Genomic DNA, 26,211 nt, shown 5'->3' on the forward strand with positions numbered 1-26,211 from the left:
AAAATGTTAAATGCAAAGTGAGGGTATTCAACGTAAGGACAAATAATGAATACCTCACTGCAAATCAAAAACCTCACCCGCGACGACATTCTCACTCATCTTGATGCGCTGGCCGGGATCCTCGAAAACTGCGTAAACGGCGGGGCATCCGTCAGCTTTATGCTGCCCTTTAACCTGGAGAAGGCCCGTTCATTCTGGCTCGGCATAGCTGACAGCGTAGGGCGCAACGAGCGCGTGGTGCTGGCCAGTATTGATCCGCAGGAGGGCGTCATCGGCACGGTGCAAATGATTACCGACCAGCCGGAAAACCAGCCGCACCGTGCGGACGTGGCAAAGCTGCTGGTTCATGAAAAAGCGCGTCGAAAAGGGGCCGCAATGGCGCTGATGGAAGCGCTGGAAGCTGAGGCCCGGGCCAGAAACATTTCGGTTCTGGTGCTCGATACCTCCACCGGCAGCGGCGCCGAAACCTTCTACCAGCGTGCCGGCTGGCAAAAGGTCGGTGAGATCCCGCGCTACGCCCTGATGCCGGACGGCGCTATGACGGCCACGTCGGTGTTCTATAAATTCTTATAATTTTTTCACAACCACGCCGGGGATTGATCGAAACAGGGTTTCTGGTCGTAAAGTTTTGATAAGTTATCGTACCAATCTTATCAGGTTGTATGACTAATCATAAAAGGAACCCTCTTGTGAACACGCTCAACCGTCGTGATTTTCCCGGTGCGCAGTATCCCGAACGCATTATTCAGTTTGGCGAAGGCAATTTCCTGCGTGCGTTTGTCGACTGGCAAATTGACCTTTTGAATGAACATACCGATCTCAACGCCGGTGTGGTTATCGTTCGTCCTATTCAGAGCGACTTCCCGCCGTCGCTGAACACGCAGGATGGGTTGTACACCACCATCATTCGTGGCCTGAATGAGCAGGGCGAAGAGGTGAGTGAAGCCCGACTTATCCGCTCTGTTAACCGTGAAATCAGCGTCTACGACGATTACGACGCCTTTCTGAAACTGGCACACAGTCCGGATATGCGCTTTGTTTTCTCGAACACCACCGAAGCCGGAATCAGCTATCACGCGGGGGATAAGTTCGACGATGCGCCTGCCGTCAGCTACCCGGCGAAGCTAACGCGCCTGCTGTTTGAGCGCTTTAGCCACTTTAACGGCGCGCCTGACAAGGGCTGGGTTATCATTCCGTGTGAACTGATTGACTACAACGGTGACGCATTGCGTGAACTTGTGTTGCGCTATGCCCACGAGTGGGCGCTGCCTGCCGCCTTTATCCAGTGGCTGAACGAGGCAAACCACTTCTGCTCAACGCTGGTTGACCGTATCGTGACCGGTTACCCGCGCGATGAAGTGGACACGCTTGAGGCCGGGCTGGGTTATCAGGATGGGTTCCTGGACACGGCTGAACACTTTTATCTGTTTGTCATTCAGGGGCCAGCCTCGCTGGCTGGTGAACTGCGCCTGGATAAGTACCCGTTAAACGTGCTGATTGTCGACGACATCAAGCCCTATAAAGAGCGTAAAGTCGCCATTCTAAACGGTGCGCACACGGCGCTGGTACCGGTGGCCTATCAGGCCGGGCTGGATACGGTTGGCGAGGCGATGAATGATGAAGACGTGTGCGCTTTCGTCGAAAAAGCAATTTATGAGGAAATTATTCCGGTTCTCGATTTGCCCCGCGACGAACTGGAGTCGTTCGCCAGCGCGGTAACGGGGCGTTTTCGAAATCCCTACATCAGACACCAGCTGCTTTCCATCGCGCTCAACGGCATGACCAAGTATCGCACGCGTATTCTTCCGCAGCTGCTGGGAGGGCAGAAGTCCTCAGGTCAACTGCCAGCGCGTCTGACGTTTGCGTTAGCGGCACTGATCGCATTTTATCGCGCGGAGCGTAACGGAGAGAACTATCCGGTGCAGGATGATGCGTTCTGGCTGGAACGTTATCAACAGCTATGGGCGCAGCATCGCGATAATCAGCTCGCTACCCGCGAACTGGTTCACGCCGCGCTGAGCGTAGAAGCGCACTGGGAGCAGGACCTGACGAAGGTGGACGGTCTGGTTGACCAGGTGACGCGGGATCTTGATGCCATTCTGCTGAAGGGCATGCGCGCAGCGGTGAAGCCGCTTTGCTAATTACGTGACCCGGCTTCGGCCGGGTTTAAACAGGCATTATTTTAGTTACAACATACTATTTGCCCTGTTTTTAAAATCAAATGCAGCACCGTGCGGTTTTCATTCTTCAGGTGAGAGAATGCAATGTTCCGTTAACATGCTTGCAACCGTGATGGGGATCACGTTTAATAGCCACGCTCTTTTCTTGCCTGAAACTCACTATGATTGTTCGTCCTAAACAGCACTGGCTACAACTGATTTTTGTCTGGCACGGTTCGGTACTCCCCAAAATCTATACCCGACTGCTGCTCAACTTCCTGCTTTCTATCGCCGTTATCCTGATGCTGCCGTGGTATACCTCGCTGGGCATAAAATTTACCGTGGCGCCATTTAGCATTCTCGGCGTGGCGATCGCAATCTTTCTTGGTTTCAGAAACAACGCCTGCTATTCACGCTACGTTGAGGCTCGCCAGCTGTGGGGGCAACTGATGATAGCGGCACGCTCGTTGTTTCGCGAGGTAAAAAACACCTTGCCGGACGATAAGCACCTGGGAGAATTTGTCCGCCTGCAGATCGCCTTTGCCAACTGCCTGCGCATGACCCTGCGTCGGGAAATGAACGCTGACCAGCTCTCTCGCTATCTTGCCCCGGACGTTTTAGCTCAGGTAATGGGCGCCAACTCGCCGGCGAACCGTATTTTGCTGGTCATGGGGGAGTGGCTGGCCGTGCGGCGGCGTAACGGGCAGCTTTCGGACATCCTGTTCCACAGCCTGAACAACCGCCTGAACGATATGTCCATCGTCCTTTCCGGCTGTGAACGGATTGCGACAACGCCAGTGCCGTTTGCCTATACGCTGATTTTGCACCGCACGGTGTATCTGTTCTGCATCATGCTGCCGTTCGCGCTGGTTGTGGATCTGCACTACATGACGCCGTTTGTCTCGGCGCTGATCTCATACACCTTTATCTCGCTGGACACCCTGGCGGAAGAGCTGGAAGACCCGTTTGGCACAGAAGATAACGACCTTCCGCTGGACGCCATCTGCAACATGATGGAACGCGATCTGCTGCAGATGAACGATGAAGAGAACATTCCGGAAAGGCTGATGCCGGATAAATACTATCAGCTGACCTGATGGGCGTTCCACTCGTCGCGGGTGATCTCCCACAGTTCGGAGTCCAATATCCCGCTGACGTAGGCTTTCTTTTCCGTTCTGATGAGCCGCATGCCGCTGCTGACTGAAATACGACGGGAGCGGCTGTTCGCGGCGGCCTTCGGCGCCCGCAAAACGGGTTTGTTGAGCGTATTAAACCAGTAATCCGTCGCGGCAATGCTGGCCTCACGCATATATCCCTGTCCCTGAAACTCCGGCGCCAGCCAGAATCCGCGGTTATTATCGTCAACATCGTACAGACAGATAATCCCCATCAACGCATCCGGCACCTCACGACGGCGGATGCTCCAGATCCAGGCTATCCCTTTTGCCATATCCGGCAGCGCGACGTTATTCACATAGTTTTCCGCGCCATTATCCGGGTAGGGCCAGGGCACGGAAGAGACCAAATAGCGAACGATCTCCCAGCGCGGATACAGCTTTTGAATCTGAACCGCATCTTCGGCGACCAGCGGTTTCAGCAGGAGACGTTCTGTCGTGAGGGTCGGTATTGTCATCTGCGGATCTCCTTATTTAAGCGTTATGTTTTTGTTTGCGTTCTGGTATTTTCATCTCTATCACATTCTGGTGAGGCGTGCTGTGGTTATTCACTACCAAAACTGGGCAACGTCTCTTTCATGGCGAAATATCGAAGAGGTGATATGACGTTACGAACTGCTCATCCACAGGAAGCCGAAATACTCTGGAATATACGCAATCAGGCGATTCGTCACGGCTGCAAAACCAGCTACGACGCTGACGTGATTGCACGCTGGACGCCGGATCTTATGCCCAAGCATTACCGTCAAATGGTCATTGAATACCCTTTTTACGTGGTGGAAGACGAGAAGGGCGTCATTGCGGCTACCGGCTATCTGGATCTCGATACCCATTGCCTGGAGGCCATATTCACCTTGCCTTCAGCCACCGGAAAAGGCATGGCGACCAGAATTATCGAGGCGCTTACACACGAGGCGCGCAGCCGGGGGATAACCCGCCTGAGGCTGGATGCAACGCCTAACGCCCACTCCTTTTATCAGAAGCTGGGGTTTGTGACGTTGCGCGAAAACTATCATCACTCGCGTATGGCGGGGGCTGATTTACGCTGTTTTGAAATGGCAATCGACTTGTAATGTGAGGAACGCATGGCTGTCACGGTAAGACCTCTACGCGAAGACGACTATTCCCAGTGGCGACCGCTGTGGGATGGCTATACCCATTTTTATGGTTGCTACCTTGAAGAGTCCGTTACCGCATCGACATGGGAAAGGGCGCTCTCAGCGCATTCACCGATGTTCTGCCGCGTGGTAGAGAAAGACGCAAAGGTCATCGGTTTCGCAATGTGTGTTCTGCACGAAGGAACCTGGTCAACCGCGCCCATCTGCTACCTGGAAGATCTGTTTGTTGATGCAGCCGAGCGCAGCGCGGGAGCGGGTAAGGCGCTTATTGATGCCTTGATAGCGGAAGGCAAGCGCGAAGGGTGGTCAAAGCTCTACTGGGTTACCCGGGAGAACAATCCGGCACGTAAACTCTACGATCGATACGGTGACGCTGACGATTACGTCCGCTATCGTCTCTCCCTTTAAGGCAAAAACGCCTGTGTTTGTATCACACTGTATCCGTGTTCCAGATACATACACAGGCTTGCAATAAACGCGTTTCCGCACATATCCGCTATACATTGAACTGTTGTTATATCCCCGTGAAATGTACTCAACCGGAGATACCAACATGTTCAGCAAACTCGCTTATTCAACGCTTGCTCTCACCGTTTCCCTTGGCACCGTCATGTCATGTCAGGCCGAAGTCACCGGCACTAACTTAGCGGCGGCTTTCGATCGTCCACAGCAAATTAACGCCGGCGATCTTAACGTCGGGTATGTCGACATTGGTCCTAAAGACGGCCAACCGGTCATTCTGTTACACGGCTGGCCCTACGATATTCACAGCTACGCTGAAGTCGCGCCTGCGCTGGCGGCAAAAGGCTATCGCGTGATTGTGCCTTCTCTGCGCGGCTACGGCACTACGCGCTTCCTGTCGGCAAAAACGCCGCGCAACGGCCAGCCTTCCGCGATGGCGAAAGATATCGTGAACCTGATGGACGCCCTGAATATCAAGCAGGCGGTGTTTGCAGGCTATGACTGGGGTGCCCGTACGGCCGATATCGTTGCGGCGCTGTGGCCAGAGCGCGTTAAGTCGCTCGTTTCGGTAAGCGGTTATCTCATCAGCAGCCAGCAGATTGGCAAACAGCCGTTGCCGCCAAAAGCGGAGCAGCAGTGGTGGTATCAGTTCTATTTCGCCACCGAGCGCGGCGCTGAAGGCTATGCCAAAAACACGCATGACTTCGCTCGTTTGATCTGGTCTCAGGCCTCACCTGACTGGAAATTTAGCGACGCTGTCTTTAACGCCAGCGCCAAATCCCTTGATAACCCGGATCACGTTGCGGTAACGCTCAGCAACTATCGCTGGCGCTTAGGGCTGGAAAAAGGCGAGCGCAAATACGACGCCTACGAACAAAAACTGGCCACGCTGCCGAATATCACCGTTCCGACGATCACCATCGAAGGCGGAAACAACGGGGCGCCACATCCGGCACCGCAGGCCTACGCGGGTAAATTCACCGGTAAGTATGAACACCGTACCTTCGGCGCAACCGTGGGGCACAATCCGCCTCAGGAAGATCCGCAGGATTTCATCAAGGCAGTTGTTGACGCTGACAAACTCTGAAATGTGCTATTTTCAGTACGTTACCCTTCGGTCTGGAGATTTCGGTGGAGCATATTGATCATATCCTTGTCGTCGATGACGACAGGGATATTCGTGAACTGATTATCGACTATCTCGTTAAGTCCGGTTATCGCGCCTCCGGCGCGGCAAACGGCAAAGAGATGCGCGTCGTGCTGGACAAGCAGCATATCGACCTGGTGGTGCTGGACGTTATGATGCCCGGCGACGACGGGCTTACGCTGTGTCGGCAATTACGCGTCGGGAAATATAAAGATCTGCCCATCCTGATGCTGACGGCGCGTAACGAGGAGACGGACAGGATCCTGGGCCTGGAAATGGGAGCCGACGATTACGTCGTAAAGCCTTTCGTCGCGCGAGAATTGCTGGCGCGTATCAAAGCGATTTTACGCCGTTTTCGCACGATGCCGCCCAATTTACAGGTGACGGAAGCAGGGCGGCTGGTGACGTTCGGCGAATGGCAGCTCGATACCGTTGCCCGCCACCTGATCGACCCGGAAGGGGTGATTGTGGCGCTCAGCGGGGCGGAGTATCGCCTGCTGCGCGTTTTCCTTGACCACCCGCAGCGGGTGCTGACCCGCGATCAGCTGCTCAACCTGACGCAGGGGCGTGACGCCGAGCTGTTTGAACGCTCAATCGACCTGCTGGTTAGCCGGGTTCGCCAGCGTCTGAATGAAGATGCCCGCACGCCCGCGTATATCAAAACCGTGCGCAGCGAGGGCTATGTGTTTACCATGCCGGTCACCATCAAAGAGGCTAACGAATGACGCTCTGGCCTCGCTCGCTGCTGGCCCGCTTGCTGATCGTCGTGCTGCCCGGCCTGTTGCTCGCCAATGCCCTGAGCCTGACGCTGGTCATGATAGAGCGAATGCACAGCGCCCGAACGGTGATGCTCGGTAATCTGGAATACGATGTCGCGACCAGCGTGGCTATTTTAGACCGCTTACCCGCCAGCGAGCGCGCGGCCTGGTTGCCGCGCCTTGAACGGGGTAACTACCGCTATATTCTGGGGCCGGGAGAGCCCGGGAACGCGCCGACGGACAAGCGTTCCCGGGACGCCATCCGAACCTTAAAAGCGACGCTTGCGGAACAGTACCCGCTAAGCTTCACCGCCGTTCCCGGCGCCATTTCTCATATCCAGGCGCATCTCACGTTACATGATGGCGCGCCGCTGACCATTGACCTGATCCCACGGATGCCGCCGGTCGCCAGCTGGCTGCCCGTTGTTCTTATTCTGCAGCTGCTCGTGCTGGCTGCCTGCTCCTGGATCGCCGTACGCCAGGTGATACGGCCTTTTTCACAGTTTACCCGCGCGGTAGACTCCCTGGACCCGGCCGCCAACACGCCAATGACGGAAAAGGGGCCAGTCGAGGTGCAGCGGGCAGCACATGCCTTCAACGCGATGCAGGCGCGCATTCAGTCCTATCTCAGGGAGCGGGCGCAGATCCTGGCATCCATATCGCACGATCTCCAGACGCCCATTACCCGCATGAAGCTTCGTGTTGAAATGGCGGATCAGCCTGACCTGCGCGACAAGCTCTTAAACGACCTTGATAACATGTCTCGTCTGGTGCGGGAGGGTATTGCGTATGCCCGGTCATCAGAATCACTGGAAGAGACCTCGCTGAAGCTGGAGCTGAACGCCTGGATAAACAGCATCGCCTGCGATTATCAGGACATCGGTAAAAACGTGCAGTTTCAGGCAGGCGAAAACCGTTTGCCCATCGTCACGCGTCCACAGGCGCTGCGCCGGGTGATGACCAACCTGCTGGATAACGCCCTGAAATTTGGCGACTACGCCACCATTAGCATTGATGACTCGGCTGCCGGAGAGGTGGTGATTCACATTATGGACGGCGGGCCTGGGATACCGGATGCCGAGCTGGAGGCGGTATTACAGCCGTTTTATCGGGTAGAAACATCACGCAACCGCGACACCGGCGGGACAGGACTCGGCCTGGCGATCGCAGCGCAGCTCACCGCTCAGCTGGGCGGAAAGCTAAAGCTGGAGAACCGCGCAGAGGGAGGGCTGGACGTTTCGATTACTCTCCCGCGCCTTTAATTGTACGGTTCTGTATCTCCCCGCGAGGCCGATACAGAGCCAGACAAAAACCCACGCTTTTACACATATCCTGAACACATCCGCACGATGAAATAGCCTCACTGCAGCATCGCAGGACTTGTATTGTGAGGTGTCTATGTTTCTGATAATTGCTTTCCTGGGCGGGATGATAAGCTTGCTCAGTCCATGTACGCTCCCGGTAATTCCTCTCCTGTTCGCCGGTTTTCAGGGGCAGCGGCGACATATTCTGGCGCTGCTCGCGGGGATGATCGTCATGTTCACCCTGGTGGCGATGGTCGTCACCGTCGCCAGCGAGTGGATAGCAGAGGCAACTATCGTCGGGCGCTGGATCGCGCTTATCGTCCTGGCCACGGCCGCGCTGGCCTTAATTTTTCCGGTCTTTGCCCAGCGTATCGCCGGGCCGGCAGTCTGCGCGGGAAATGTCCTCAACACCCGAAGCGGGCAAACGCGTGGTATGGCATCGGCTTTTCTGGCCGGCCTTGCCGTCGGGCTGCTCTGGTCTCCCTGCGCGGGACCGATTCTGGGCGCCATTTTCAGCATCAATATTGCCGGACACTCGGCCATTGCCACAGGAGCCTTGCTGGCCGCCTATGGTAGCGGCTGCGCGCTGATGCTGGGCCTGCTCGTTTTCGGAGGCCGCACGCTGATGGCGCCGCTGAGAGCAAGATCGGCGCTGATGGAAAAATTACGTCAGGCGGCAGGCGTGGTGATGTTAGCGGCAGTCGTCTTCAACGCAACGGGGATGACGTCTGTTCTGCAAGGCGCAAACGGCGTCGCGAATCGTCTTGAAACCGCGCTGCTGAATCTGGCAAAGCCCGCCGCGCAACCGGCGAAGCTTCAACCGGTCGTCATGACCGAGCCCAGCAGCCAGCTGCCTTCATTAAGCGGTGGAACAGGTTGGGTAAATGGTGACCCTGTCACGTCTGAATCACTGCGCGGGAAGGTGGTTCTGATCGATTTCTGGACCTGGGACTGCATTAACTGCCAGCATACGCTTCCGCACGTGCGCGACTGGGCAACAAAATACCAGTCTCAGGGCCTGGTCGTCATAGGGGTACACACGCCTGAATACCCCTGGGAGAAACCGATCGCCTCGGTGAAAAACGCGGTAAATAAATGGCAACTGCCGTACCGGGTTGTGACGGACAACAACTATCAGATCTGGAACGCTTTTGGCAACCAGTACTGGCCCGCGCACTACTATTTCGATGCTAAAGGTCAGCTACGCTATACCTCGTTTGGCGAAGGGAATTATGAGCAGCAGGAAAAGATTATCCAGCAGCTGCTCAAAGAGGCCCGTTCATAGCGCCGTTCAGGGCTGACGCTGGGCAACCATAAACAGTCGAGGAAAAGCCAGCAGTATCTGCCCGTTTTCCTGGAGCGGATACTGCTCTTCCAGCAGTTCATGGTAGCGTTTCAGGAAACGTTGCTGCTCGCTCTCGTTCAGTTCCTGGAGCCACGGGCGCAAACCGGTCGCGCTGACCCAGTCAATAATGGCCTGGTGCGAACTCATTTTATGGAAATAGGTTGTCCGCCAGATATCCACATCGCAGCCGGCCTCCGATAAAATATCGTAATAGGCATGCACGCCAGGCAGCGGCTCGCGGCCACGGTCCGGGTAGCCTTGCTCCAGCGCCACTTCACGCATCGCCACATGCGTGGGTTCAAGCCAGTTGTCCGGCATCTGGATCGCCAGCACGCCATTGAGCGTGAGCAGTGACGCCAGATGCGGCAGGAGATCGTAATGGTCAGGTATCCACTGTAGAGATGCGTTCGCATAGATGAGGTTCAACGGCTGGCCTGGCCTGAAATGGCGGATATCGGCCTCAACGAACTGACAGTCGGGCAGTGCGCTGCGCGCCTCTTCCAGCATAGCCGGTGAGTTATCGACGCCGACAATCTGCGCTTTTGGCCAGCGATGCTGCAACAGCGCGGTGCTGTTTCCCGGCCCGCAGCCCAAATCGGCAATGGTGGCAACGTCACTCAGGGGAATTCTGGCAAGCAGCTCTGCGGCAGGGCGCGTTCGTTCAGCGCCGTATTGCAGATAAAGCGAAGGGTTCCAGTCGGCCATCTTCAGATCTCCGTTTTGCGTGTTTCAGCAAGGATAGCACAGGCCGACACCTGTACCGGGACAGGCGTCGGGCGAGCGGCAGGTTACAGAATGCCTTTCAGTGCAATATGGTAGAGCAGCATGATGGTTTTTCCGTCGACGATTTTGCCCGTATCAATTCCCCGCAAGGCCTCTTCAAAGGGCATTTCCAGCACGTCGATATCTTCTCCCTCCGCTTTGATACCGCCGCCTGCGCTGGTTTTGTCCTTCGGCTGATACTCGGCAAGATAGAAATAGAGTTTTTCCGTTACGGAGCCTGGGCTCATGTAGGCTTCAAAGATTTTCTGCACGCTCGACACGTTAAACCCGGTCTCTTCTTCCGCCTCTGCTTTAATGCGGCTTTCCGGATCCATGTTATCAAGCAGGCCGGCCGCTGCCTCAATCAGATTGTCTTCATGGCCATTTATGAAGACCGGGAAGCGGAACTGGCGGGTCAGAATCACCGTTTTTTGGTCACGGTTGTAGAGCAGGATCGTGGCGCCGTTCCCCCGGTCATATACTTCACGCGTTTGCCGCTGCCATTCGCCATCGCGTCTTTGCAGGTCAAAGGTATATTTTTTAAGTAAGTACCAGTTATCGGACAGGGTTTCACTGTCAATGATGCGCACATCTGCACGTTTTGATTGCACGTTTCGTCCTCCTTACGTAGAGTAACTATCAATATCAGCATTATCGTGCATTATCAAGATTAAACATGCAACATCAGGAATACATCATGCTCACCAGTCAGCGAAAACAGTTGATCCTTGAAAAGCTCGGCGCCGAAGGTCAAGTCCAGTCAAAAGCGCTTAGCGTTCTCTTCGACGTCTCTGAAGACACCATCCGACGCGATTTGCGCGAGCTGGCGGCAGAAGGGCGTTTACAGCGGGTTCACGGCGGCGCGCTGCCGTCGTCTTCCGCTACTGTGCCTTTCGCGGAACGACAGTCCGTTAAAATGGATGCCAAAAGAAAGGTGGCGCAGAAGGGGGCGCAGCTGATTTCTTCGGGCCAGGTGGTGATCGTTGACGGTGGAACGACCACTTCAGAATTGATCGCTTTTTTACCGCGTGACCTGCGTATTACCGTGGTGACGCACAGTCCGAGCATTGCCCTGGGGCTTGTCAATCATCCTTCCATCGAGGTGATTCTGATCGGCGGCCGTTTGTATAAACACTCGATTGTCGCCGTCGGCGCGGCGGCCATCGAAGGAATCGAAAACATTCATGCGGATCTGTTCTTTATGGGCGTGACCGGTATCCATCCGGAAGCAGGGCTGACGACCGGAGATTTCGAAGAGGCGTGCATCAAACGTGCATTTTCCGGCAGAGCCGCCGAGACGGTTGACCTGGCGTCGCCGGAAAAAATAAATACGGCGTCATCATTTGTTATTGGCGATGTGGCGCTGGCGAATACGATTGTCGTCGAAGGCGATACCGACCGCGGCTGGGTCAATGCGATATCGGAAAAAGGGGTATCGGTCGTATTGGCCTGAGCGTGAGCCAGCCAGAAAACTGGCTGGCGCGGGTACTCGCAAGCGGGTGAAATTAAGTTATCTTTCTTCGGGGGCATGGCATACCGCTTCGATATTATGACCATCAGGCGCAATGACAAATGCGGCATAGTAATTTTTACCGTAGGAGCGCAATCCCGGTGCGCCATTGTCGCGTCCGCCTGCGCGCAGCGCGGCATGGTAAAAGTCATCAACCTGCTGGCGTGTCGTGGCCACAAAGGCCAGATGAAGCGGAGCGGGTTTATCATTCGACTGAAAAAGGCAAAGAGAAACATCGCCGGAACTCATTTCGACGCCATAGTCTGGAGAGCCTTCATCGACGAGTTCGACACCGAGCGGTTGAAGCGACATGAGGAAGAAGGTTTTACTTTTCTCATAATCGCTGACGCCGAATTTTACATGATCAAACATTATGGACTCCTCAAAAGTGAAGGTGAAATGAGAAGTATAGAAAGAGAGTGGAGTCCAACACGATCAAGGGGTTGCGAATGTGACCGATATCAATACTCGCTACACAACAGACCGTTTACTCCCTACGAATGTCCAACGCAGATAATCATAGAGCCAGTTAAAAAGCATCGTGTATGGCAGGAAAAACAGTACAAGGCCAATCTCAACAAAAAATGCCTCCGCGATCGTTAAATTCAGCATGAACATGGCCACAGGGATTAAGGAGATGATAAGGCCCGTTTCAAACCCAACTGCATGGATGGCGCGAACGAGAAACGTTCGTTGAAACTGATGTTTTTTCTGAAGGGCGTCAAAGAACTTATTGAAGACAAAATTCCAGACCGTTGCGGTAAGCGCAGATATCACCGACAACGAACCCGACTGGAGTACCGAAACGTTCATCAGCCACGCAAGAGACAGAGCGATGATAACGTTGGCCGTCACTTCAAAAATGACAGCGTGGAAAATCCTTTCTTTAAAGCTTTTATTGAGTTCGATTTCCATAAGTCTACAGCAGCGGTGGTCAAAGCCAGGAGTATATCAAACGTCTTTTAACATTGGATAAACGTAGAGGTTGGGATTTCACAAGCTATCAATGAACCGGGGCAATCACGACCGTAGAAAGGCAGATTTTGACTGGCATTACATTGGTGCGCATAATGTATATTATGTTAAATAAGACTATTGCCGTGCCTCAGGAGGTATCCCTCCTCAGTCTTGAGGATTCACCGTTGGCCACGCAGTTTGTATGTAAAACCCACTGACGATTACGCCCATCTGTGAAAAAAACTCATAACACCATTCGATGGCGCATGCTGGTTCCCTTCATGTCAGTGCAATACCCTTTCACATACAGAATTGCTGGCAATAAAAGAAGGAACACAGAATGAAGTATGTGAATCTGGGTCGTAGCGGTTTGCAAGTCTCCCGTCTTTGTCTCGGTTGTATGAGCTATGGTGAACCTGAACGCTTGCCTCAACCCTGGTCCCTGGATGAAAAGGCGTCACGTCCGCTCATTCGTCAGGCGCTTGAAGCGGGCATTAATTTTTTTGATACCGCGAATATCTACTCGGGCGGAAGTTCTGAAGAGATCACTGGAAAAGCGCTGAGAGAAATGGCCAGACGCGATGAGATCGTTGTGGCGACAAAGACCTTCTTTCCGTGGCGCAACTCCCCCAATACCGGGTTTCTTTCCCGCAAGGCCATTTTTCAGTCTATTGACGATAGCCTGATGCGCTTAGGCATGGATTACGTGGATCTCTTTCAGATTCACCGCTTTGACCACTCCACGCCTGTTGAAGAGACCATGGAGGCTCTGCATGACCTCGTTAAATCAGGAAAAGTACGTTACATCGGCGCATCATCTATGGAAGCCTGGCGCTTTGCAAAAATGCAGCATACGGCAGAGCGTAACGGCTGGACCCGATTTATTACAATGCAACCGCAATACAACCTGCTTTACCGGGAAGAAGAGCGCGAGATGCTGCCCCTGTGTGAAGACCAGGGCGTTGGTGTGATCCCCTGGAGTCCAATGGCACGAGGCAGGCTCACGCGCGACTGGAGTGTCACGTCCCGACGAACGCAAAACGATGCCTTTGCGTTAAAAATGTATGAGAACGCAGCCCTTCTGGATAAGCCCGTTATTGATGTTGTTGCCAGCATTGCTGAAAAGCACCATGTGCCAAGAGCCCATGTTGCAATTGCCTGGTTGCTATCAAAAACGGTCATCACAGCACCGATCATCGGCGCGACGAAACCAGAACATCTTTCCACGGCTATCAGCGCGCTGGACTTTTCACTTAGCGATGCCGAAATCATGGAACTCGAGGCACGCTATCTACCGCACCCCGTCGACGGGATCATTCCCCCGCTTCCGGATACGCCACCTTCACTCACGCCGCCTTCAGCAATACAGGACTGTTAATGCCCTACCCTGGCCCGGCGTTGGTTCGGGCCCGCTGTTGGTGACAATGAACAACTCGTGATGTCAGGGTCGGATCGCCAAACCGGGAGACTTTACCTACAGTCTCCCTGTGACAGTAAGTATAAAGGTGGCCATCACCGTTTAACTTTTATCAAACTGACTTTCGGTAAACGGATCTGCGCGACCGCCCTGCAATGGGATCCTGGCAAGCGCTGCATCGATTTCGCGTAACTCGCTGTCCGTCAACCGGACTTGCGGTGCACCGCTATTTTCTATCAGGTGCGGATATTGCGTCGTACCCGGGATGGGGACAATCCATGGCCGTTGTGCCATCACCCATGCCAGCGCGAACTGAACCGGAGTGGTGTTTTTGCGGCGGGCCCACGATTGCGCAAATTCAAGCAGTACCATGTTTTTGGCCAGGGCATCGGGCTGGAAACGTGGCAGGTTATGCCGCCGATCTGTGCTGTCGAACCGCTGATCTGGATTGACTGCCCCGGCAAGGAAACTCCGGGCGGTCGGGCAGTAAGGTACAAAGCCGATACCCAGCTCTTCGAGCGTTGGAAATATCCGCGTCTCCGGTTCACGCCACCACATGGCATACTCACTCTGCACTGCAGTCACAGGGAGTACCGCATGTGCGCGGCGGATTGTCCTGGCACTCGCTTCCGACAATCCCCAGTGTTTCACTTTACCCTCCTGGATCAACGCCTTCACGGTTTCCGCCACATCCTCGATCGGCACATTCGGATCGGGGCGATGCTGATAAAGCAGATCGATATGGTCCGTTTTCAGACGCTTTAGCGAGCCCTCTACGGCGCGGCGGATATGATCAGGATGGCTGTTAAGAGAGGTTGGCTTCCCCTCCTCCACGCCGAAACCGAACTTAGTGGCAATCACCACACGATCGCGAACGGGGGCCAGTGCTTCCCCGACAAATTCTTCACTGAGATGGGGACCATACACCTCGGCAGTATCAAAGAACGTAATGCCTTGTTCGAAGGCGGCCCGGATGAGCGACACCATGGCTTTACGATCGCGCGGACCACCGCCGTAATACCCCACCATAGGCAGACACCCCAGTCCCATGCTGGAAACCTCCAGCGAGCCGAGTTTACGCGTGGTTAAGGTCTCCTTCTGGACGGGAACAGCATCCGAAGGGGCGTTCGACGAGTCCTGACCAGCCGGGTTCGCCATCACTGCACCGCTCCTGCCAAGGGTGGTAGCGGCCAACGCCAGACCGGCGCCGGCGATCAGAAAATTGCGACGATCCCGGGAAGCGGGTACGGAAGCAGAATGCTGGTCATGCATCATCTTGCTCATAAACTGGAACTCCCTATAGCGAAGAAAGGATTCATTAATGTGGTCATTACCAGGCATAAGCCTGGGGCGCTTCTCCCCCGGGTCCGGGCCAGATTTCGTCGAGACAGCTCATGGTGTCGTCTGATAGCGTGATTGTCGTTGCGTGAAGCGCCTCCCGGAGTTGTTCGACCGTACGAGGCCCGATAAGTGGAGCAGTAACAACAGGATTCTGCAGGAGCCACGCAAGCGCCACATCGGAAGGGGTTTCGCCGAGGTCCTCACATAATCCTTCGTAGGCTTCCAGCTGCGGACGATACTGTTCGATTAGACGGGCAAACGCGGGCCTCGCACGGCGCCCGCTTGCCATCTTTTTCAGTACGCCGCCAAGCAACCCTCCGGCAAGTGGACTCCAGGGAATCAGTCCCAGGCCAAAATGACGGCATGCGGGAATGACCTCCAGCTCAACGGTTCGGGCAGTCAGATTGTAGAGACTTTGCTCAGCAACCAGGCCCAGGGAATGACGAGCCGTGGCAACTGACTGCGCAGTCGCAATGTCCCAGCCTGCGAAATTGCTGCTACCGATATAAAGCACTTTTCCCTGCTGAACAAGGAGCTCCATGGCCTGCCAGACCTCTTCCCATGGTGTATAACGATCGATGTGATGCATCTGATAGACGTCAATATGGTCGGTCTTAAGCCGTCGCAAGCTGTCCTCGCAGGCCTTGCGAATATGGTAAGCAGAAAGACGGCGATCGTTCGGACCCGGTCCCATAGGCTGATAGGCTTTCGTCGCCAGAACGATACGGTCACGGCGGCCACCCTGCTGGAGCCAGCGACCAATAATCTCTTCAGACAGCCCCGAACCTTGCTGGATATCGGGTGATTGCTCGGTGCCATACACGTCTGCTGTATCAATGAAATTGATACCCGCCTCAAGCGCTTCATCCAGAATGCGGGCGCTGGTTTTCTCGTCGGTGACATCACCAAAATTCATGGTTCCGAGACAAAGGCGGCTGACTTTCAGGCCGGTGCGGCCAAGATGCGTATAGTTCATACACGGCTCCGTTAGGTGAATGTTCCGCCCTGACCGACGGCCAGAGCGCATAATTTTCAAGAATAACGAAGCACAATATGTTCAGTGAGAGGCGATGGGTGGATGGACTTGTGAAAAAAATTCAGCAACGGATTAGCCGTGGTCGGTCTATGGTGTATATCATTTCCCTATCAACGCATTCGGGCCTTAACGCACAAGGAAAACGATTCTGTATGCAAATAAGCAGAGCTGATGTCGCCGATCTCATTTATTTCATGGCTATTGCACGTCATCGCAGTTTCAGCCGTGCGGCGATTGAATTAGGTGTCAGTGCATCAGCGCTTAGTCATGCCCTGAAGGGACTGGAAACCCGGCTCGGGGTTCGCCTGCTTAATCGCACGACCAAGAGCGTTACCCCTACGGCTGCAGGTGAAGAACTGGTTCAGTCTGTCCTTCAGCCTTTCGACAAGATAGAAGGCGCGCTTGAATCGCTTAACCGGTATCGTAATACGCCTACCGGGCGTATCCGCATCAATGCAGCCGTTGAAGCGGCCAATCTTTTGCTTGCACCGGTTATGCCCGCGTTTATGGATCGCTATCCCGATATTGAAATCGATATTGTGGCCAGCAACCGTATGGTTGACGTCACTGATGCGGGCTTCGATGCCGGTATCCGCTATGGTGGCACCGTCCCGGAAGACATGGTTGCCCGGCGTTTATCTGCCGATATTCGCTGGGTTATCGCCGCATCCCCCGACTACCTTGAACGCTACGGAACGCCTGAACATCCGGATGATTTGTTACACCATCGCTGTATAAGCAATCGTCTCGGCGACGATCGGATTTATCGCTGGGAACTTGAGCGAGATGGCGAAACGTACCAAATCACTGTGCCTGGCTCAGTGACGGTCAACCAGGCTGAAACGGGTCTTGTGGCCGTATTAGGCGGGGCCGGCCTGATGTATTTTCCGGAGCCTCTTGTTGCACCCTATGTGAAGGATGGACGGCTCCGCCTGGTGCTTACGGAATGGTCCCCGCTGGAGGAAGGTTTTTATATCTATTATTCAAGCCGCCGGCAACTGCCGACCGGGCTTCGCCTTCTGATTGAGTTCATACAGGAGGCCAGGCCGCTGGGGTTGTGAAATAGCACCTCCATACTGAACGAGGCGTTATCGTCTTTATCGCCCCGTAGCGGATATCAGAAAATCAATCAGGGCCTTCACTCTTTTCGTTTTGCCCGCGTTTTTGGGATAATAGAGATACACTGGCGGGTAGGTTTTCCAGTAGCTCTCCATCACGGGGATAAAGCGCTCCCTGTCGGGCTGTAACTGCCAGATGGGTTCAAACAGGCGTCCAATTCCCAGGCCGTTACGGATCCCGTCTGCCATAACGTCAATATCGTTGCTGATTAACTGCCCGGGCATCTCAACCGTCAACTGCTCTCCGCGGTCGTTCAGGATCAACGGAAGGATGCGGTTGTTAGTAATAAAACGGTAGCCAATCAGCTTGTGTTGACTGAGATCTGACGGCACCTCAGGCGTTCCATGCTCGCTGAGATAGGCTGAGGATGCATATAACCCTTCACGAAAGGGTTTCATTAACGGCCGCGCTACCACCCCACCCTCGAGGATATCGCCAAAACGGATCCCAAGATCAAAACGTTCTTCGATGATATTCACGGTACCGTCGTAAACCGAAATTTCCAGCTGTATACCCGGGTATTGCTGACAGAATTCCGCCATTGCAGGTTTGAGAATTAACAGATAGGCAAAACGCGAGAGCGTGATACGCACGATACCAGAGGGCTCCTGATTCTGGTCGCGAATGCTTTCAAGCGAATTTTCCAGCGACTCCACCGCCGCAGCGGTCTGTTCCAGCAACAGTTGCCCGGTTTCCGTCAGCTCAATACGGCGGGTCGTACGCACAAAAAGCGGATGGCCAATATGATCTTCCAGCAGCTTAAGCGCATTGCTGACGGAGGGAGGCGTAATTTCCAGTTTTCTTGCGGCTGCCGAAATATTGCCCTCACGTGCAATGCTCTGAAAGATGCGTATCTGGTTATACAGGGCGTTATTCATAATGTGTTCCTAAAGCAATCTCCGCCTGATTATTAAGTACAGTCTAAAGATGCTTAAGTCAATGCTCCTCTAATATTCGTGAAATTCGCCTCTTATACTTTTATCTCTTTCTACAACGACCTGAGTTCAGGAGACTATGATGCGAATTTTATGTCTGGATATCCCCGCACCTGGAGCATCGCTGGAAAAGTATGCTCCACACCTTAACGCTGAAGCGCTGCACGCCTGGGGATTGTATAAATCCGGCTTCATCCGCGACATCTACTTCCGTCAGGACAGACCTGGCGTCGCTATTTTTCTTGAATGTGACTCTGTCGATGAAGCGATGAACGTAATGGCCGAATTCCCGCTGGCAAAAGCAGGCTTATTAAGCTTTGAGTGCATTCCGCTTGGCTCCTTTATTAACTGGGAAAATCTCTTTGCCGCTGAATTTAAAAATAAAGAGTGAGGCCCGATATGAAACCTGCAGATAAACCCGTGCTGTGTGTCGTTTCCAGCCATCCGATTAAAGGCGCATCCGGTGTACCAACCGGTTTTTTCCTGGCTGAGCTGACGCATCCGCTGAAAGTACTGGAAGATGCCGGACTAAAAACGATGATAGCCAGCATTCGCGGGGGACAGCCGCCGGTGGATGGATTTGACCTCAGTGATCCTGTCAACGCCTGGTACTGGAACGAAACCGATTTTCAGCAGCGCCTGGCAACAACGCCTGCGTTATCCGAGCTGAACGGTTCCGATTACAGCGCCGTTTTCTTTGCGGGCGGGCATGGAACCATGTGGGATTTCCGCGACAGCCAGGATGCCCAGCGTATTATCCGCGAAGTGTATGAAAGTGATGGGATTGTCTCAGCCGTCTGCCACGGGCCTGCGGCATTGGTTGACGCAAAGCTCAGCAGCGGCGAATACCTGGTGAAAGGCAAAAACGTGGCGGCCTTTACCAACAACGAAGAGGAAGAAGTTCACACCACAGATGTGGTTCCCTACCTGCTTGAGACTGCGCTCCGCGAGCATGGCGCGCTTCATCATGAAGCCCCGAACTGGTCTGAAAATGTGGTTACTGACGGTCGCCTTATCACGGGGCAGAATCCCGCTTCAGCGCACGGTGTCGGTGTGGCGCTGTTAAATGCCCTCCGCCAGCCAACTTAATTCATTCATCTGTCTTTCATCGTTACTCACCCTCTTTGGCCGGTTTACGTCAGCAACGTTCCGGCCTTTTTTCAGGAGCTGAATATGAAAACTCTTCCTCCAGTCGCGCTCGGCACATGGTCCTGGGGCACAGGCTTCGCCGGTGGCGACACCGTCTTCGGCAATCATCTTTCTGATACTCAGATGGCAGACGTGTTCACCACGGCCATGAGTAAGGGTCTGAATCTCTGGGATACCGCAGCAGTATATGGCATGGGGAGTTCCGAGGCAGCGCTGGGAGCATTAGTCCGTCAGTTCCCCCGCGAGGAGATGATTTTATCCACCAAATTCACGCCGCAGATTGCGAACGAACAGTCAGCACAGCCTGTCAGCGATATGCTTGAGGCCAGCCTCGGACGCCTGGGTGTGGACGCGATTGATATCTACTGGATCCACAATCCCCTCGACGTTGAGAAATGGACGCCAGGACTGATCCCACTTTTACAAAGCGGTAAGGTCAAACGCGTCGGGGTTTCCAACCACAATCTGGCACAAATCAGACGCGCCAACGAAATCCTTAACGCTTCCGGTTATTCCCTCAGTGCAGTACAGAATCACTACAGCCTGCTTTATCGGGCCTCTGAAGAGGCCGGGATCCTTGATTATTGCCGACAAAATAACATCACGTTCTTTGCTTACATGGTCCTGGAGCAAGGCGCGCTCAGTGGTCGTTATGATTCAAATCATCCCATGCCTGCCGGGAGTGGCCGGGCCGAAAGTTATAACGCAGTACTGCCGCAGATAGAAAGATTAACCGCCGCCATGAAAAAAATGGGAGCCGAAAGGAATGCCAGCGTTGCACAGATAGCCATCGCATGGGCTATTGCAAAAGGTACCCTTCCCCTCGTTGGTGCGACTAAAGTCCATCACGTTCTGGACGCCGCATGCGCTTCAGACATCCAGTTACGCGATGAGGAAATCATCCTGCTGGAACAACTCGCCACAGAGACCAGAGTGGATACACGAGGCGCCTGGGAAAAACCGATGGTGTAAACCCTGTCCGGGACAGACTGTCATGAATGACACTCACGAACGGGCTGTTCCGGGCGATCCTAATCTGCATCACTTTTACTGCTTTGTATGAAGGGTGAGAATATGAAAATCATTTGCCTCGAAGAACATTATCTCGACAGCGAGTTAGGGCGAGCGTGTATGCCTGTTGCGCTTGAGCAGGCACCTTTCCTTGGCGACTGGGGGAAAACCGTCGCTGATGGTCATAATCCTGACCGAAGCCGGCCGCAGATAGAAAAGAATGCGCTGATAAACGCGAAAGGCGCTGATTTGGGAAGCCGCCGCCTCAGGGATATGGATGAGGCTGGAATTACCCTGCAGATCCTCTCTGTGGGCGGATTCCCCCAGCTGGCTCCCGGTGATAAAGCGGTAACATTAAATACGGCGGCAAACGACCGCCTTGCCGGGGCGGTAAGAAATCACCCGGATCGCTTCGCGGCATTTGCCACACTTCCCTGGGCACAGCCGGAAGAGGCTGAAAAAGAGCTTGTCCGCGCAGTTGAAAAACTGGGGTTTAAGGGGGCACTTCTGAATGGCCGACCCTCTTCATGCTTTCTCGATCATCCTGCCTATGACTCCCTGCTTTCCCGCTTTAATAAACTGAATGTGCCACTCTATCTTCATCCCGGATTACCGGTTAAAAGCGTGCAACAGGCCTACTTCACGGGCTTCAGCGCAGAGGTCAACGCCCGGCTCTCTATGTTTGGCTGGGGCTGGCATCACGAAGCCGGGATCCATTTGTTACGGCTGATGTTATCGGGCGCATTTGATAAATATCCCCACCTGCAGGTAATCAGTGGCCACTGGGGGGAGATGCTACCCTTCTGGCTGCAGCGTCTTGATGACAGCCTTCCGCTGGCTGCAACGGGTCTGTCACGCACGCTAACGAGAACCTTCCAGGAACACGTTTACGTTACCCCGTCAGGTATGCTGACACTGCCGCACTTCCAGTTTATCTACGCGTTAATGGGGGCAGACAGGATCCTGTTCTCCGTTGATTACCCCTATCAGACCCTGGACGGTGTAAAAACATTTATCGACAGTCTGCCCGTCAACAAGGCTGAAAAAGAGGCCATCGCGTTTCGCAATGCAGAACGTTTGCTAGGCATCATGGCGTAGTTCACGGGTTCATGATGACCGGGCACAATGAGAACAGTCGACCATTATTAGTTTTTTGTCTAAAAGTGAATGAGCCTTTACTGCTCTAAAAAAAATAATGGTGTCACTCTATACTGGGTTAAAAATTCACCAGCCTCTTTAACGTATTGAAATGAAAAATATCCTTGTTATTTCAGGTCATCCTGAGCTGAACCATTCCGTCGCCAACGCCACTATCCTTGATGAAGTGGCGACCGCCCTTCCCGATGCTGAAATTCGTCGTCTGGACTGGCTCTATCCGGACGGCAAATTCAATATCGCTTCGGAGCAGGAAAGCCTGCTCAGGGCCGATGTGATTGTCTGGCAGTTTCCTTTTTCCTGGTATGGGCTACCCGGGTTAATGAAACAATGGCTGGACGAGGTCTTTGTCCACGGCTTCGCGCATGGCTCAACGGCGAAACTGGGCGGTAAAAAGCTGCTCCTCTCCTTCACTACAGGGGCGCCACAGGCGCTCTATACCGCTGACGGTTTCTTTGGCCATGCCATTGAAGAGTATCTTATTCCGTTCGAGACCACGGCAAAACTGTGCAATCTTGAGCTGCTGGCGCCGGTTTATACCTGCGGTATCAGCTATGCCGACCGGGATGCCGACAAAATCGCGCAGCAAAAAACGCTTGCCCGGGAACACGCTTCAAGGCTTGTCGATCTGCTCAATTCCGTCGTGAATAATCCAGAGGGAGAATAACGATGCAGTATACCCGGCTCGGTAAAAGTGACTTACTGGTCTCCCGCATCTGTATGGGATGTATGGGGTTTGGAGACCCGTTAACGGGCCAGCATCGCTGGACGCTGGACGAAACAGCAAGCCGGGACATCATCCGCTACGGTCTCGAAAAGGGTATCAATTTTTACGATACCGCCATCGCCTATCAGAACGGCTCCAGCGAGCGATACGTTGGCCGGGCGCTGCGGGAGATGGCAAAACGCGAGGACGTGGTGCTGGCCACCAAGTTTCTGCCACGAACCGCCGCGCAAATTGCCGCGGGGATCGGCGGAAAAGAGGCAATAGCCCGATCGCTCGACCAGAGCCTGCAGAATCTGGGGATGGACTACATCGACCTCTACATCTGCCACATCTGGGATTACAACACGCCAGTTATTGAGGTGCTTGAAGCGCTGCATGCCGCCGTTACTGCGGGCAAAGTGCGCGCTATTGGTATTTCCAATTGCTATGCCTGGCAGCTTTCGAAAGCGAACGCGCTTGCCGAACGCGAAGGGCTGACGCCCTTTGTTTCCGTGCAAAGCCACTACAACCTGATTATGCGTGAAGATGAACGAGAGCTCTTCGGTCTGTGCGCTGAAGATGATATCGCAATGACGCCCTATAGCGCGCTGGCCAGCGGTCGTCTCGCCCGGAAAGAAGGCCACACGCGGCGAGCCGCGGAGGATGATTATGCGCGCGGGAAGTATGACAGCACGGCTGAACAGGATCGGATCATTATCGAGCGCGTCGCCGAACTTGCTGAACGACATCAGGTGTCCATGACGGAAATCTCACTCGCCTGGCTGCTGACAAAGGTCACGTCACCTGTCGTAGGGGCCACAAAAAAAGATCACGTTGATGGCGCGGTAAACGCCGTAAATCTTCAACTGAGCCTTGAGGAAATCCGGTTTCTGGAAGAAACCTACCAGCCGCACGTTCTGACGGGGATTATGGCGCAAAACACGCCGCAAACGAAAGACGTTAAGCAGGTCTGGACGCCGTAGTAAACAGTCATTTCAGTAAAAGGATCAACGTGAAAAAGCCCCTTATGCTTTTAATTTGCATGCTAATAAGCAGCCCTGTCTTTGCAACAAAACCGGACGCGCCGGATAAGGTAGTGATGAATATCTTCGAGCTCGGCGTCAGGCCCGATCGGGACAAAGTTTTTGCAGACGTAGCCAGACAGACGATTTCCGCTTCGGTTGATCATGAAGCAGGTACGCTGGCGATGTACGCCCTGCACCGCAGCGACAATCCACGTAAGGCATTCATGGTCGAACTCTATGAAAACGAGAGTGCTTACCGCAAACATCTGTATGCCGAACCATACAAGGCATTCGCTGCCCGGGCACCTGACATTATCGATCGGAAAAATAAAATCACTCTGGAGCCCCAATTTCTGGGGGACAAACACATCATACCGAATGAGCGAACCATTAATAATCTGGTGATCGTCGAGGTAAAGCCTGAATTTCAGACCGAATTTAAAAACATCGTCCTTCCTGAAATGGCCGAGTCGCTCAAAGTAGAGAAAGGCGTGTTAGCCATGTATGCCGCTACAGACTCACAGAGTCCGAACCGCTGGTATTTCTATGAGATTTACGCCAGTGAGGAGGATTATCAACTGCACCGACAAACGCCGCACTTCCTGGACTATCTCAGGCAAACGGCGCATATGAGCGCCAGGAAGGACGCTATCCCGGTAAAACCGGTATTTCTTCGTAACAAAGGCGGAATCAAACAGGATCCGCACCGTTGACCAGTGAGGATTAACATGAAAAGCGTAATTGCAGCGGCGGCCATGTCGCTTGTTATTTCTGATTTTGCTACTGCTGAGGAAACAAGAGGTAAAGCGATGATGAAAATTGAACCTTCAACAATTTCGGAAGCTGATATTCGTTCCGTCTCACCGGCTCTTGCGCGCTTTGGTCGAGAAGCGATTACTGAAGATCTGTGGACACGCGATGCCCTCTCGCCCAGAGATCGTAGTATGGTGACCGTCGCCATGCTGATTGCCCGTAACCAGCCTGCCGAGCTTAAGCACTACATTGACGTCGCTCTCGATAGCGGCGTTACGCCAGCGGAATTATCAGAAATCATTACCCATCTGGCGTTCTACTCAGGTTGGCCAAATGCCATGTCAGCCGTCAGCGTGACCAAAGCAGTATTTGAAACTCGTGGCGTCACGGCAGATGCACTTCCTGAAGCTTCTCCGGACCTGCTTCCTCTCAATCAGGAAGCAGAAAAGCAGCGTTCAGAGACAGTGGAAAAAAATGTAGGCCCAATATCTCCAGGCCTGGTTAAATTTACTGCTAACCCCCTGTTCCTGGATCTCTGGCAAAGACCCGCGCTGAAACCCCGCGACAGAAGCCTGATTACGGTCAGCGCGTTAATCGCATCCGGACAGAGCGCGCAGATTGGCTATCACCTCAACAGAGCGATGGATAATGGACTTTCTGCTGAGGAAGCTGGGGAGATCGTTACCCAAGCCGCGTTTTACGCTGGCTGGCCAAACGCATTTACCGCTGCTCCTGTTGTCGGAGAGGTATTAAGCAATCGCTCATCGAGTAAAAGGTAATATTACTGAACACTAAAACCTGACGCACATTACAAAATTAGAACGAACGTTCGCGTTGAATCGGATGCGGTATCGACGCGCTTCATTCTCTCCGTGCCGAAAAAAAGTGGCCTGAGCCGTCAGCGTACAGCGCGGCACACCTCCAGCACCTTTTCTCTGAGCCAGCGATGCGCCGGGTCCTTTTCCATGCGCGGATGCCACATCTGTGACACCGTGATGCTCCGGGTTTTAAACGGCAGTTCAAAGACGTGCACGCGCTCGGTCATCGGCTGATTGAGCAGATAGAGCGCCGGCACTATGGCAACGAGATCGGAGACCATCGCCACCGATAACGCCGTCGGGAACCCTGGCACCACGCTGGCAATTTTGCGCTTCATCCCGCGTTCCGCCAGCGCCTCATCGACAAATCCGTGTAACGAGCCGTCGGGCGAGGCTACCACGTGCCCCCAGGCGACATAATCCTCAAGGCTGACTGACGACAGCGAGGCCAGTGGATGCCCCTGGCGCACCGCGCCCACAAACCGATCCTGAAAGAGCCGTTGCAGACGAATTTCAGGCCCCATATTGCTCTGCACGCCGATCTCCAGGTCAACCAGCCCCTCACGCAGATAGCGCGACGTTTTCTCAGGTTTCGGCGAAAAGCGAATGCAGACGTCGGGCGCCACCGCCGCCACTGCGGCAATGAGCAGTGGCCCAAACGCCACCACAAAGCCGTCGTTGGCTCGGATGGTGAACAGGCGCTCCATACGCTCAACATTCAGCGTTTCCGTGGAGGGTTGCAGTACCGCCCTTGCCTCATGCACGGCGCTTCTGGCCCGATCCCGGGTGGCTTCGGCCCAGGGCGTCAGCACCATCTGCCGACCGGCCCGCACCAGGATAGGATCGCCAGTCACCTCCCGCAGCCTGCTCAGGGTGCGGCTCATGGCAGAGGTGCTCAGGTTTAAGCGCCGCGCCGCGCCAGCCACGCTGGCTTCGGCCAGCAGAACGTCGAGCGCAACCAGAAGGTTAAAGTCAGGATCGGACACGATGGCTCCTCAGATAAGGCGTTATATGCAACGATAAAGTGCAAGCGCTGCGTCTTCCGCCCT

29 protein-coding genes are annotated in these 26,211 nt (G+C 54.2%); 20 read left to right on the plus strand and 9 right to left on the minus strand.

Going from position 1 to position 26,211, the window contains the following annotated elements; genetic code table 11:
* Positions 1 to 45: 45 nt before the first annotated feature.
* The 3 genes from ACMGGH_RS16735 (at position 46) to ACMGGH_RS16745 (ending at position 3,256) form a co-directional block, all read left to right on the plus strand.
* A complete protein-coding gene (locus tag ACMGGH_RS16735) occupies positions 46 to 573 on the plus strand; it encodes a GNAT family N-acetyltransferase (RefSeq protein WP_028013151.1) in 528 nt (175 codons plus the stop codon).
* A 116-nt stretch (positions 574 to 689) separates the two neighbouring features.
* Positions 690 to 2,141: a tagaturonate reductase gene (locus ACMGGH_RS16740; protein ID WP_232948243.1), complete on the plus strand. Its 1,452-nt coding sequence runs from the start codon at positions 690 to 692 to the stop codon at positions 2,139 to 2,141.
* Positions 2,142 to 2,341: 200 nt separating this feature from the next.
* Positions 2,342 to 3,256, plus strand: coding sequence for a bestrophin family protein (locus ACMGGH_RS16745; protein WP_045260518.1), 915 nt, complete (start codon positions 2,342 to 2,344; stop codon positions 3,254 to 3,256).
* Here ACMGGH_RS16745 and ACMGGH_RS16750 read toward each other — a convergent pair.
* Positions 3,244 to 3,792: a GNAT family N-acetyltransferase gene (locus ACMGGH_RS16750; protein ID WP_232948244.1), complete on the minus strand. Its 549-nt coding sequence runs from the start codon at positions 3,790 to 3,792 to the stop codon at positions 3,244 to 3,246. The two genes, ACMGGH_RS16745 and ACMGGH_RS16750, sit on opposite strands and share 13 nt — an antisense overlap.
* A 144-nt stretch (positions 3,793 to 3,936) precedes the next feature.
* Between ACMGGH_RS16750 and ACMGGH_RS16755 the strand changes: the two genes are divergently transcribed.
* From ACMGGH_RS16755 to ACMGGH_RS16780, 6 genes are all read left to right on the plus strand, one after another.
* Positions 3,937 to 4,407: a GNAT family N-acetyltransferase gene (locus ACMGGH_RS16755; protein WP_232948245.1), complete on the plus strand. Its 471-nt coding sequence runs from the start codon at positions 3,937 to 3,939 to the stop codon at positions 4,405 to 4,407.
* A gap of 12 nt (positions 4,408 to 4,419) precedes the next feature.
* Positions 4,420 to 4,860: a GNAT family N-acetyltransferase gene (locus tag ACMGGH_RS16760; protein ID WP_232948246.1), complete on the plus strand. Its 441-nt coding sequence runs from the start codon at positions 4,420 to 4,422 to the stop codon at positions 4,858 to 4,860.
* A 145-nt stretch (positions 4,861 to 5,005) separates the two neighbouring features.
* Positions 5,006 to 6,001: an alpha/beta fold hydrolase gene (locus ACMGGH_RS16765; protein WP_232948247.1), complete on the plus strand. Its 996-nt coding sequence runs from the start codon at positions 5,006 to 5,008 to the stop codon at positions 5,999 to 6,001.
* Positions 6,002 to 6,045: 44 nt separating this feature from the next.
* A complete protein-coding gene (locus tag ACMGGH_RS16770) occupies positions 6,046 to 6,786 on the plus strand; it encodes a response regulator (RefSeq protein WP_028013158.1) in 741 nt (246 codons plus the stop codon).
* Positions 6,783 to 8,081, plus strand: coding sequence for an ATP-binding protein (locus tag ACMGGH_RS16775; RefSeq protein ID WP_232948248.1), 1,299 nt, complete (start codon positions 6,783 to 6,785; stop codon positions 8,079 to 8,081). Before ACMGGH_RS16770 ends, ACMGGH_RS16775 begins: the two co-directional genes overlap by 4 nt.
* A 136-nt stretch (positions 8,082 to 8,217) precedes the next feature.
* Positions 8,218 to 9,408 (plus strand): cytochrome c biogenesis protein/redoxin, encoded by a 1,191-nt coding sequence (locus ACMGGH_RS16780; protein ID WP_232948249.1) that lies wholly within the window; start codon positions 8,218 to 8,220, stop codon positions 9,406 to 9,408.
* Positions 9,409 to 9,414: 6 nt separating this feature from the next.
* On the opposite strand, the gene tam is transcribed toward ACMGGH_RS16780, so the two are convergent.
* Positions 9,415 to 10,173: a trans-aconitate 2-methyltransferase gene (tam, locus tag ACMGGH_RS16785; protein WP_232948250.1), complete on the minus strand. Its 759-nt coding sequence runs from the start codon at positions 10,171 to 10,173 to the stop codon at positions 9,415 to 9,417.
* Positions 10,174 to 10,256: 83 nt separating this feature from the next.
* Positions 10,257 to 10,841, minus strand: coding sequence for an NUDIX domain-containing protein (locus ACMGGH_RS16790; RefSeq protein WP_028013162.1), 585 nt, complete (start codon positions 10,839 to 10,841; stop codon positions 10,257 to 10,259).
* An 86-nt stretch (positions 10,842 to 10,927) separates the two neighbouring features.
* Between ACMGGH_RS16790 and ACMGGH_RS16795 the strand changes: the two genes are divergently transcribed.
* Positions 10,928 to 11,683: a DeoR/GlpR family DNA-binding transcription regulator gene (locus ACMGGH_RS16795; protein WP_420299210.1), complete on the plus strand. Its 756-nt coding sequence runs from the start codon at positions 10,928 to 10,930 to the stop codon at positions 11,681 to 11,683.
* A gap of 57 nt (positions 11,684 to 11,740) precedes the next feature.
* Here ACMGGH_RS16795 and ACMGGH_RS16800 read toward each other — a convergent pair whose 3' ends face one another.
* Both ACMGGH_RS16800 and ACMGGH_RS16805 read right to left on the minus strand, forming a co-directional pair.
* Positions 11,741 to 12,112, minus strand: coding sequence for a VOC family protein (locus ACMGGH_RS16800; RefSeq protein ID WP_028013164.1), 372 nt, complete (start codon positions 12,110 to 12,112; stop codon positions 11,741 to 11,743).
* Between the two features lie 99 nt (positions 12,113 to 12,211).
* Positions 12,212 to 12,655 carry a PACE efflux transporter gene (locus ACMGGH_RS16805; RefSeq protein ID WP_069732957.1) on the minus strand — a complete coding sequence of 148 codons (444 nt, stop codon included), beginning with the start codon at positions 12,653 to 12,655 and terminating at the stop codon, positions 12,212 to 12,214.
* A gap of 382 nt (positions 12,656 to 13,037) precedes the next feature.
* Between ACMGGH_RS16805 and ACMGGH_RS16810 the strand changes: the two genes are divergently transcribed.
* The gene (locus ACMGGH_RS16810) at positions 13,038 to 14,075 is read left to right on the plus strand and encodes an aldo/keto reductase (protein WP_045260527.1); all 1,038 of its coding nucleotides are present in this window, start codon (positions 13,038 to 13,040) and stop codon (positions 14,073 to 14,075) included.
* 141 nt (positions 14,076 to 14,216) lie between these two features.
* Here the strand turns inward: ACMGGH_RS16810 and ACMGGH_RS16815 are convergent, their stop codons facing one another.
* Together ACMGGH_RS16815 and ACMGGH_RS16820 are read right to left on the minus strand one after the other, a co-directional pair.
* Positions 14,217 to 15,398 carry an aldo/keto reductase gene (locus tag ACMGGH_RS16815; protein WP_045260683.1) on the minus strand — a complete coding sequence of 394 codons (1,182 nt, stop codon included), beginning with the start codon at positions 15,396 to 15,398 and terminating at the stop codon, positions 14,217 to 14,219.
* A gap of 46 nt (positions 15,399 to 15,444) precedes the next feature.
* Positions 15,445 to 16,431, minus strand: coding sequence for an aldo/keto reductase (locus ACMGGH_RS16820; RefSeq protein WP_048240786.1), 987 nt, complete (start codon positions 16,429 to 16,431; stop codon positions 15,445 to 15,447).
* 212 nt (positions 16,432 to 16,643) lie between these two features.
* Here ACMGGH_RS16820 and ACMGGH_RS16825 point away from each other — a divergent pair, with 212 nt between their 5' ends.
* On the plus strand, positions 16,644 to 17,552 hold the full coding sequence (locus ACMGGH_RS16825) for a LysR family transcriptional regulator (protein WP_014831948.1): 909 nt from the start codon (positions 16,644 to 16,646) through the stop codon (positions 17,550 to 17,552).
* A 36-nt stretch (positions 17,553 to 17,588) separates the two neighbouring features.
* On the opposite strand, the gene ACMGGH_RS16830 is transcribed toward ACMGGH_RS16825, so the two are convergent.
* On the minus strand, positions 17,589 to 18,488 hold the full coding sequence (locus ACMGGH_RS16830; RefSeq protein WP_028013169.1) for a LysR substrate-binding domain-containing protein: 900 nt from the start codon (positions 18,486 to 18,488) through the stop codon (positions 17,589 to 17,591).
* 139 nt (positions 18,489 to 18,627) lie between these two features.
* Between ACMGGH_RS16830 and ACMGGH_RS16835 the strand changes: the two genes are divergently transcribed.
* The 8 genes from ACMGGH_RS16835 (at position 18,628) to ACMGGH_RS16870 (ending at position 25,123) form a co-directional block, all read left to right on the plus strand.
* Entirely contained in the window at positions 18,628 to 18,936 is a 309-nt protein-coding gene (locus ACMGGH_RS16835; RefSeq protein ID WP_014831950.1) for a hypothetical protein, read from the plus strand.
* An 8-nt stretch (positions 18,937 to 18,944) separates the two neighbouring features.
* A complete protein-coding gene (locus tag ACMGGH_RS16840) occupies positions 18,945 to 19,634 on the plus strand; it encodes a type 1 glutamine amidotransferase domain-containing protein (RefSeq protein WP_193049966.1) in 690 nt (229 codons plus the stop codon).
* An 84-nt stretch (positions 19,635 to 19,718) separates the two neighbouring features.
* Positions 19,719 to 20,666: an aldo/keto reductase gene (locus tag ACMGGH_RS16845; RefSeq protein WP_232948252.1), complete on the plus strand. Its 948-nt coding sequence runs from the start codon at positions 19,719 to 19,721 to the stop codon at positions 20,664 to 20,666.
* A gap of 102 nt (positions 20,667 to 20,768) precedes the next feature.
* Positions 20,769 to 21,803, plus strand: a complete 1,035-nt coding sequence (locus ACMGGH_RS16850; protein WP_028013173.1) for an amidohydrolase family protein — start codon at positions 20,769 to 20,771, stop codon at positions 21,801 to 21,803.
* Between the two features lie 151 nt (positions 21,804 to 21,954).
* Entirely contained in the window at positions 21,955 to 22,527 is a 573-nt protein-coding gene (locus ACMGGH_RS16855) for an NAD(P)H-dependent oxidoreductase (protein WP_232948253.1), read from the plus strand.
* 2 nt (positions 22,528 to 22,529) lie between these two features.
* A complete protein-coding gene (locus ACMGGH_RS16860) occupies positions 22,530 to 23,549 on the plus strand; it encodes an aldo/keto reductase (RefSeq protein ID WP_232948254.1) in 1,020 nt (339 codons plus the stop codon).
* Positions 23,550 to 23,608: 59 nt separating this feature from the next.
* The gene (locus tag ACMGGH_RS16865) at positions 23,609 to 24,304 is read left to right on the plus strand and encodes a putative quinol monooxygenase (RefSeq protein WP_232948386.1); all 696 of its coding nucleotides are present in this window, start codon (positions 23,609 to 23,611) and stop codon (positions 24,302 to 24,304) included.
* Positions 24,305 to 24,319: 15 nt separating this feature from the next.
* Complete coding sequence (locus ACMGGH_RS16870) at positions 24,320 to 25,123, plus strand: carboxymuconolactone decarboxylase family protein (protein WP_232948255.1); 804 nt, start codon at positions 24,320 to 24,322, stop codon at positions 25,121 to 25,123.
* A 119-nt stretch (positions 25,124 to 25,242) separates the two neighbouring features.
* On the opposite strand, the gene ACMGGH_RS16875 is transcribed toward ACMGGH_RS16870, so the two are convergent.
* A complete protein-coding gene (locus tag ACMGGH_RS16875) occupies positions 25,243 to 26,148 on the minus strand; it encodes a LysR family transcriptional regulator (RefSeq protein ID WP_420299180.1) in 906 nt (301 codons plus the stop codon).
* Between the last annotated feature and the right edge of the window lie 63 nt (positions 26,149 to 26,211).

The sequence above is a fragment of the Enterobacter sp. BNK-16 genome, from assembly GCF_048684955.1.
In the GTDB taxonomy this organism is placed as follows: Bacteria; Pseudomonadota; Gammaproteobacteria; order Enterobacterales; family Enterobacteriaceae; genus Enterobacter; species Enterobacter bugandensis.

Excerpts from the sequence above, each read along its gene's own strand:
- ACMGGH_RS16735 (WP_028013151.1), top strand. The coding sequence starts at position 46 with ATGAATACCTCACTGCAAATCAAAAACCTCACCCGCGACGACATTCTC.
- ACMGGH_RS16745 (WP_045260518.1), top strand. The coding sequence starts at position 2,342 with ATGATTGTTCGTCCTAAACAGCACTGGCTACAACTGATTTTTGTCTGG.
- ACMGGH_RS16750 (WP_232948244.1), bottom strand. The coding sequence starts at position 3,792 with ATGACAATACCGACCCTCACGACAGAACGTCTCCTGCTGAAACCGCTG.
- ACMGGH_RS16755 (WP_232948245.1), top strand. The coding sequence starts at position 3,937 with ATGACGTTACGAACTGCTCATCCACAGGAAGCCGAAATACTCTGGAAT.
- ACMGGH_RS16760 (WP_232948246.1), top strand. The coding sequence starts at position 4,420 with ATGGCTGTCACGGTAAGACCTCTACGCGAAGACGACTATTCCCAGTGG.
- ACMGGH_RS16765 (WP_232948247.1), top strand. The coding sequence starts at position 5,006 with ATGTTCAGCAAACTCGCTTATTCAACGCTTGCTCTCACCGTTTCCCTT.
- ACMGGH_RS16775 (WP_232948248.1), top strand. The coding sequence starts at position 6,783 with ATGACGCTCTGGCCTCGCTCGCTGCTGGCCCGCTTGCTGATCGTCGTG.
- ACMGGH_RS16780 (WP_232948249.1), top strand. The coding sequence starts at position 8,218 with ATGTTTCTGATAATTGCTTTCCTGGGCGGGATGATAAGCTTGCTCAGT.
- tam (WP_232948250.1), bottom strand. The coding sequence starts at position 10,173 with ATGGCCGACTGGAACCCTTCGCTTTATCTGCAATACGGCGCTGAACGA.
- ACMGGH_RS16795 (WP_420299210.1), top strand. The coding sequence starts at position 10,928 with ATGCTCACCAGTCAGCGAAAACAGTTGATCCTTGAAAAGCTCGGCGCC.
- ACMGGH_RS16800 (WP_028013164.1), bottom strand. The coding sequence starts at position 12,112 with ATGTTTGATCATGTAAAATTCGGCGTCAGCGATTATGAGAAAAGTAAA.
- ACMGGH_RS16805 (WP_069732957.1), bottom strand. The coding sequence starts at position 12,655 with ATGGAAATCGAACTCAATAAAAGCTTTAAAGAAAGGATTTTCCACGCT.
- ACMGGH_RS16810 (WP_045260527.1), top strand. The coding sequence starts at position 13,038 with ATGAAGTATGTGAATCTGGGTCGTAGCGGTTTGCAAGTCTCCCGTCTT.
- ACMGGH_RS16815 (WP_045260683.1), bottom strand. The coding sequence starts at position 15,398 with ATGAGCAAGATGATGCATGACCAGCATTCTGCTTCCGTACCCGCTTCC.
- ACMGGH_RS16820 (WP_048240786.1), bottom strand. The coding sequence starts at position 16,431 with ATGAACTATACGCATCTTGGCCGCACCGGCCTGAAAGTCAGCCGCCTT.
- ACMGGH_RS16825 (WP_014831948.1), top strand. The coding sequence starts at position 16,644 with ATGCAAATAAGCAGAGCTGATGTCGCCGATCTCATTTATTTCATGGCT.
- ACMGGH_RS16830 (WP_028013169.1), bottom strand. The coding sequence starts at position 18,488 with ATGAATAACGCCCTGTATAACCAGATACGCATCTTTCAGAGCATTGCA.
- ACMGGH_RS16835 (WP_014831950.1), top strand. The coding sequence starts at position 18,628 with ATGCGAATTTTATGTCTGGATATCCCCGCACCTGGAGCATCGCTGGAA.
- ACMGGH_RS16840 (WP_193049966.1), top strand. The coding sequence starts at position 18,945 with ATGAAACCTGCAGATAAACCCGTGCTGTGTGTCGTTTCCAGCCATCCG.
- ACMGGH_RS16845 (WP_232948252.1), top strand. The coding sequence starts at position 19,719 with ATGAAAACTCTTCCTCCAGTCGCGCTCGGCACATGGTCCTGGGGCACA.
- ACMGGH_RS16850 (WP_028013173.1), top strand. The coding sequence starts at position 20,769 with ATGAAAATCATTTGCCTCGAAGAACATTATCTCGACAGCGAGTTAGGG.
- ACMGGH_RS16855 (WP_232948253.1), top strand. The coding sequence starts at position 21,955 with ATGAAAAATATCCTTGTTATTTCAGGTCATCCTGAGCTGAACCATTCC.
- ACMGGH_RS16860 (WP_232948254.1), top strand. The coding sequence starts at position 22,530 with ATGCAGTATACCCGGCTCGGTAAAAGTGACTTACTGGTCTCCCGCATC.
- ACMGGH_RS16865 (WP_232948386.1), top strand. The coding sequence starts at position 23,609 with ATGCTAATAAGCAGCCCTGTCTTTGCAACAAAACCGGACGCGCCGGAT.
- ACMGGH_RS16870 (WP_232948255.1), top strand. The coding sequence starts at position 24,320 with ATGAAAAGCGTAATTGCAGCGGCGGCCATGTCGCTTGTTATTTCTGAT.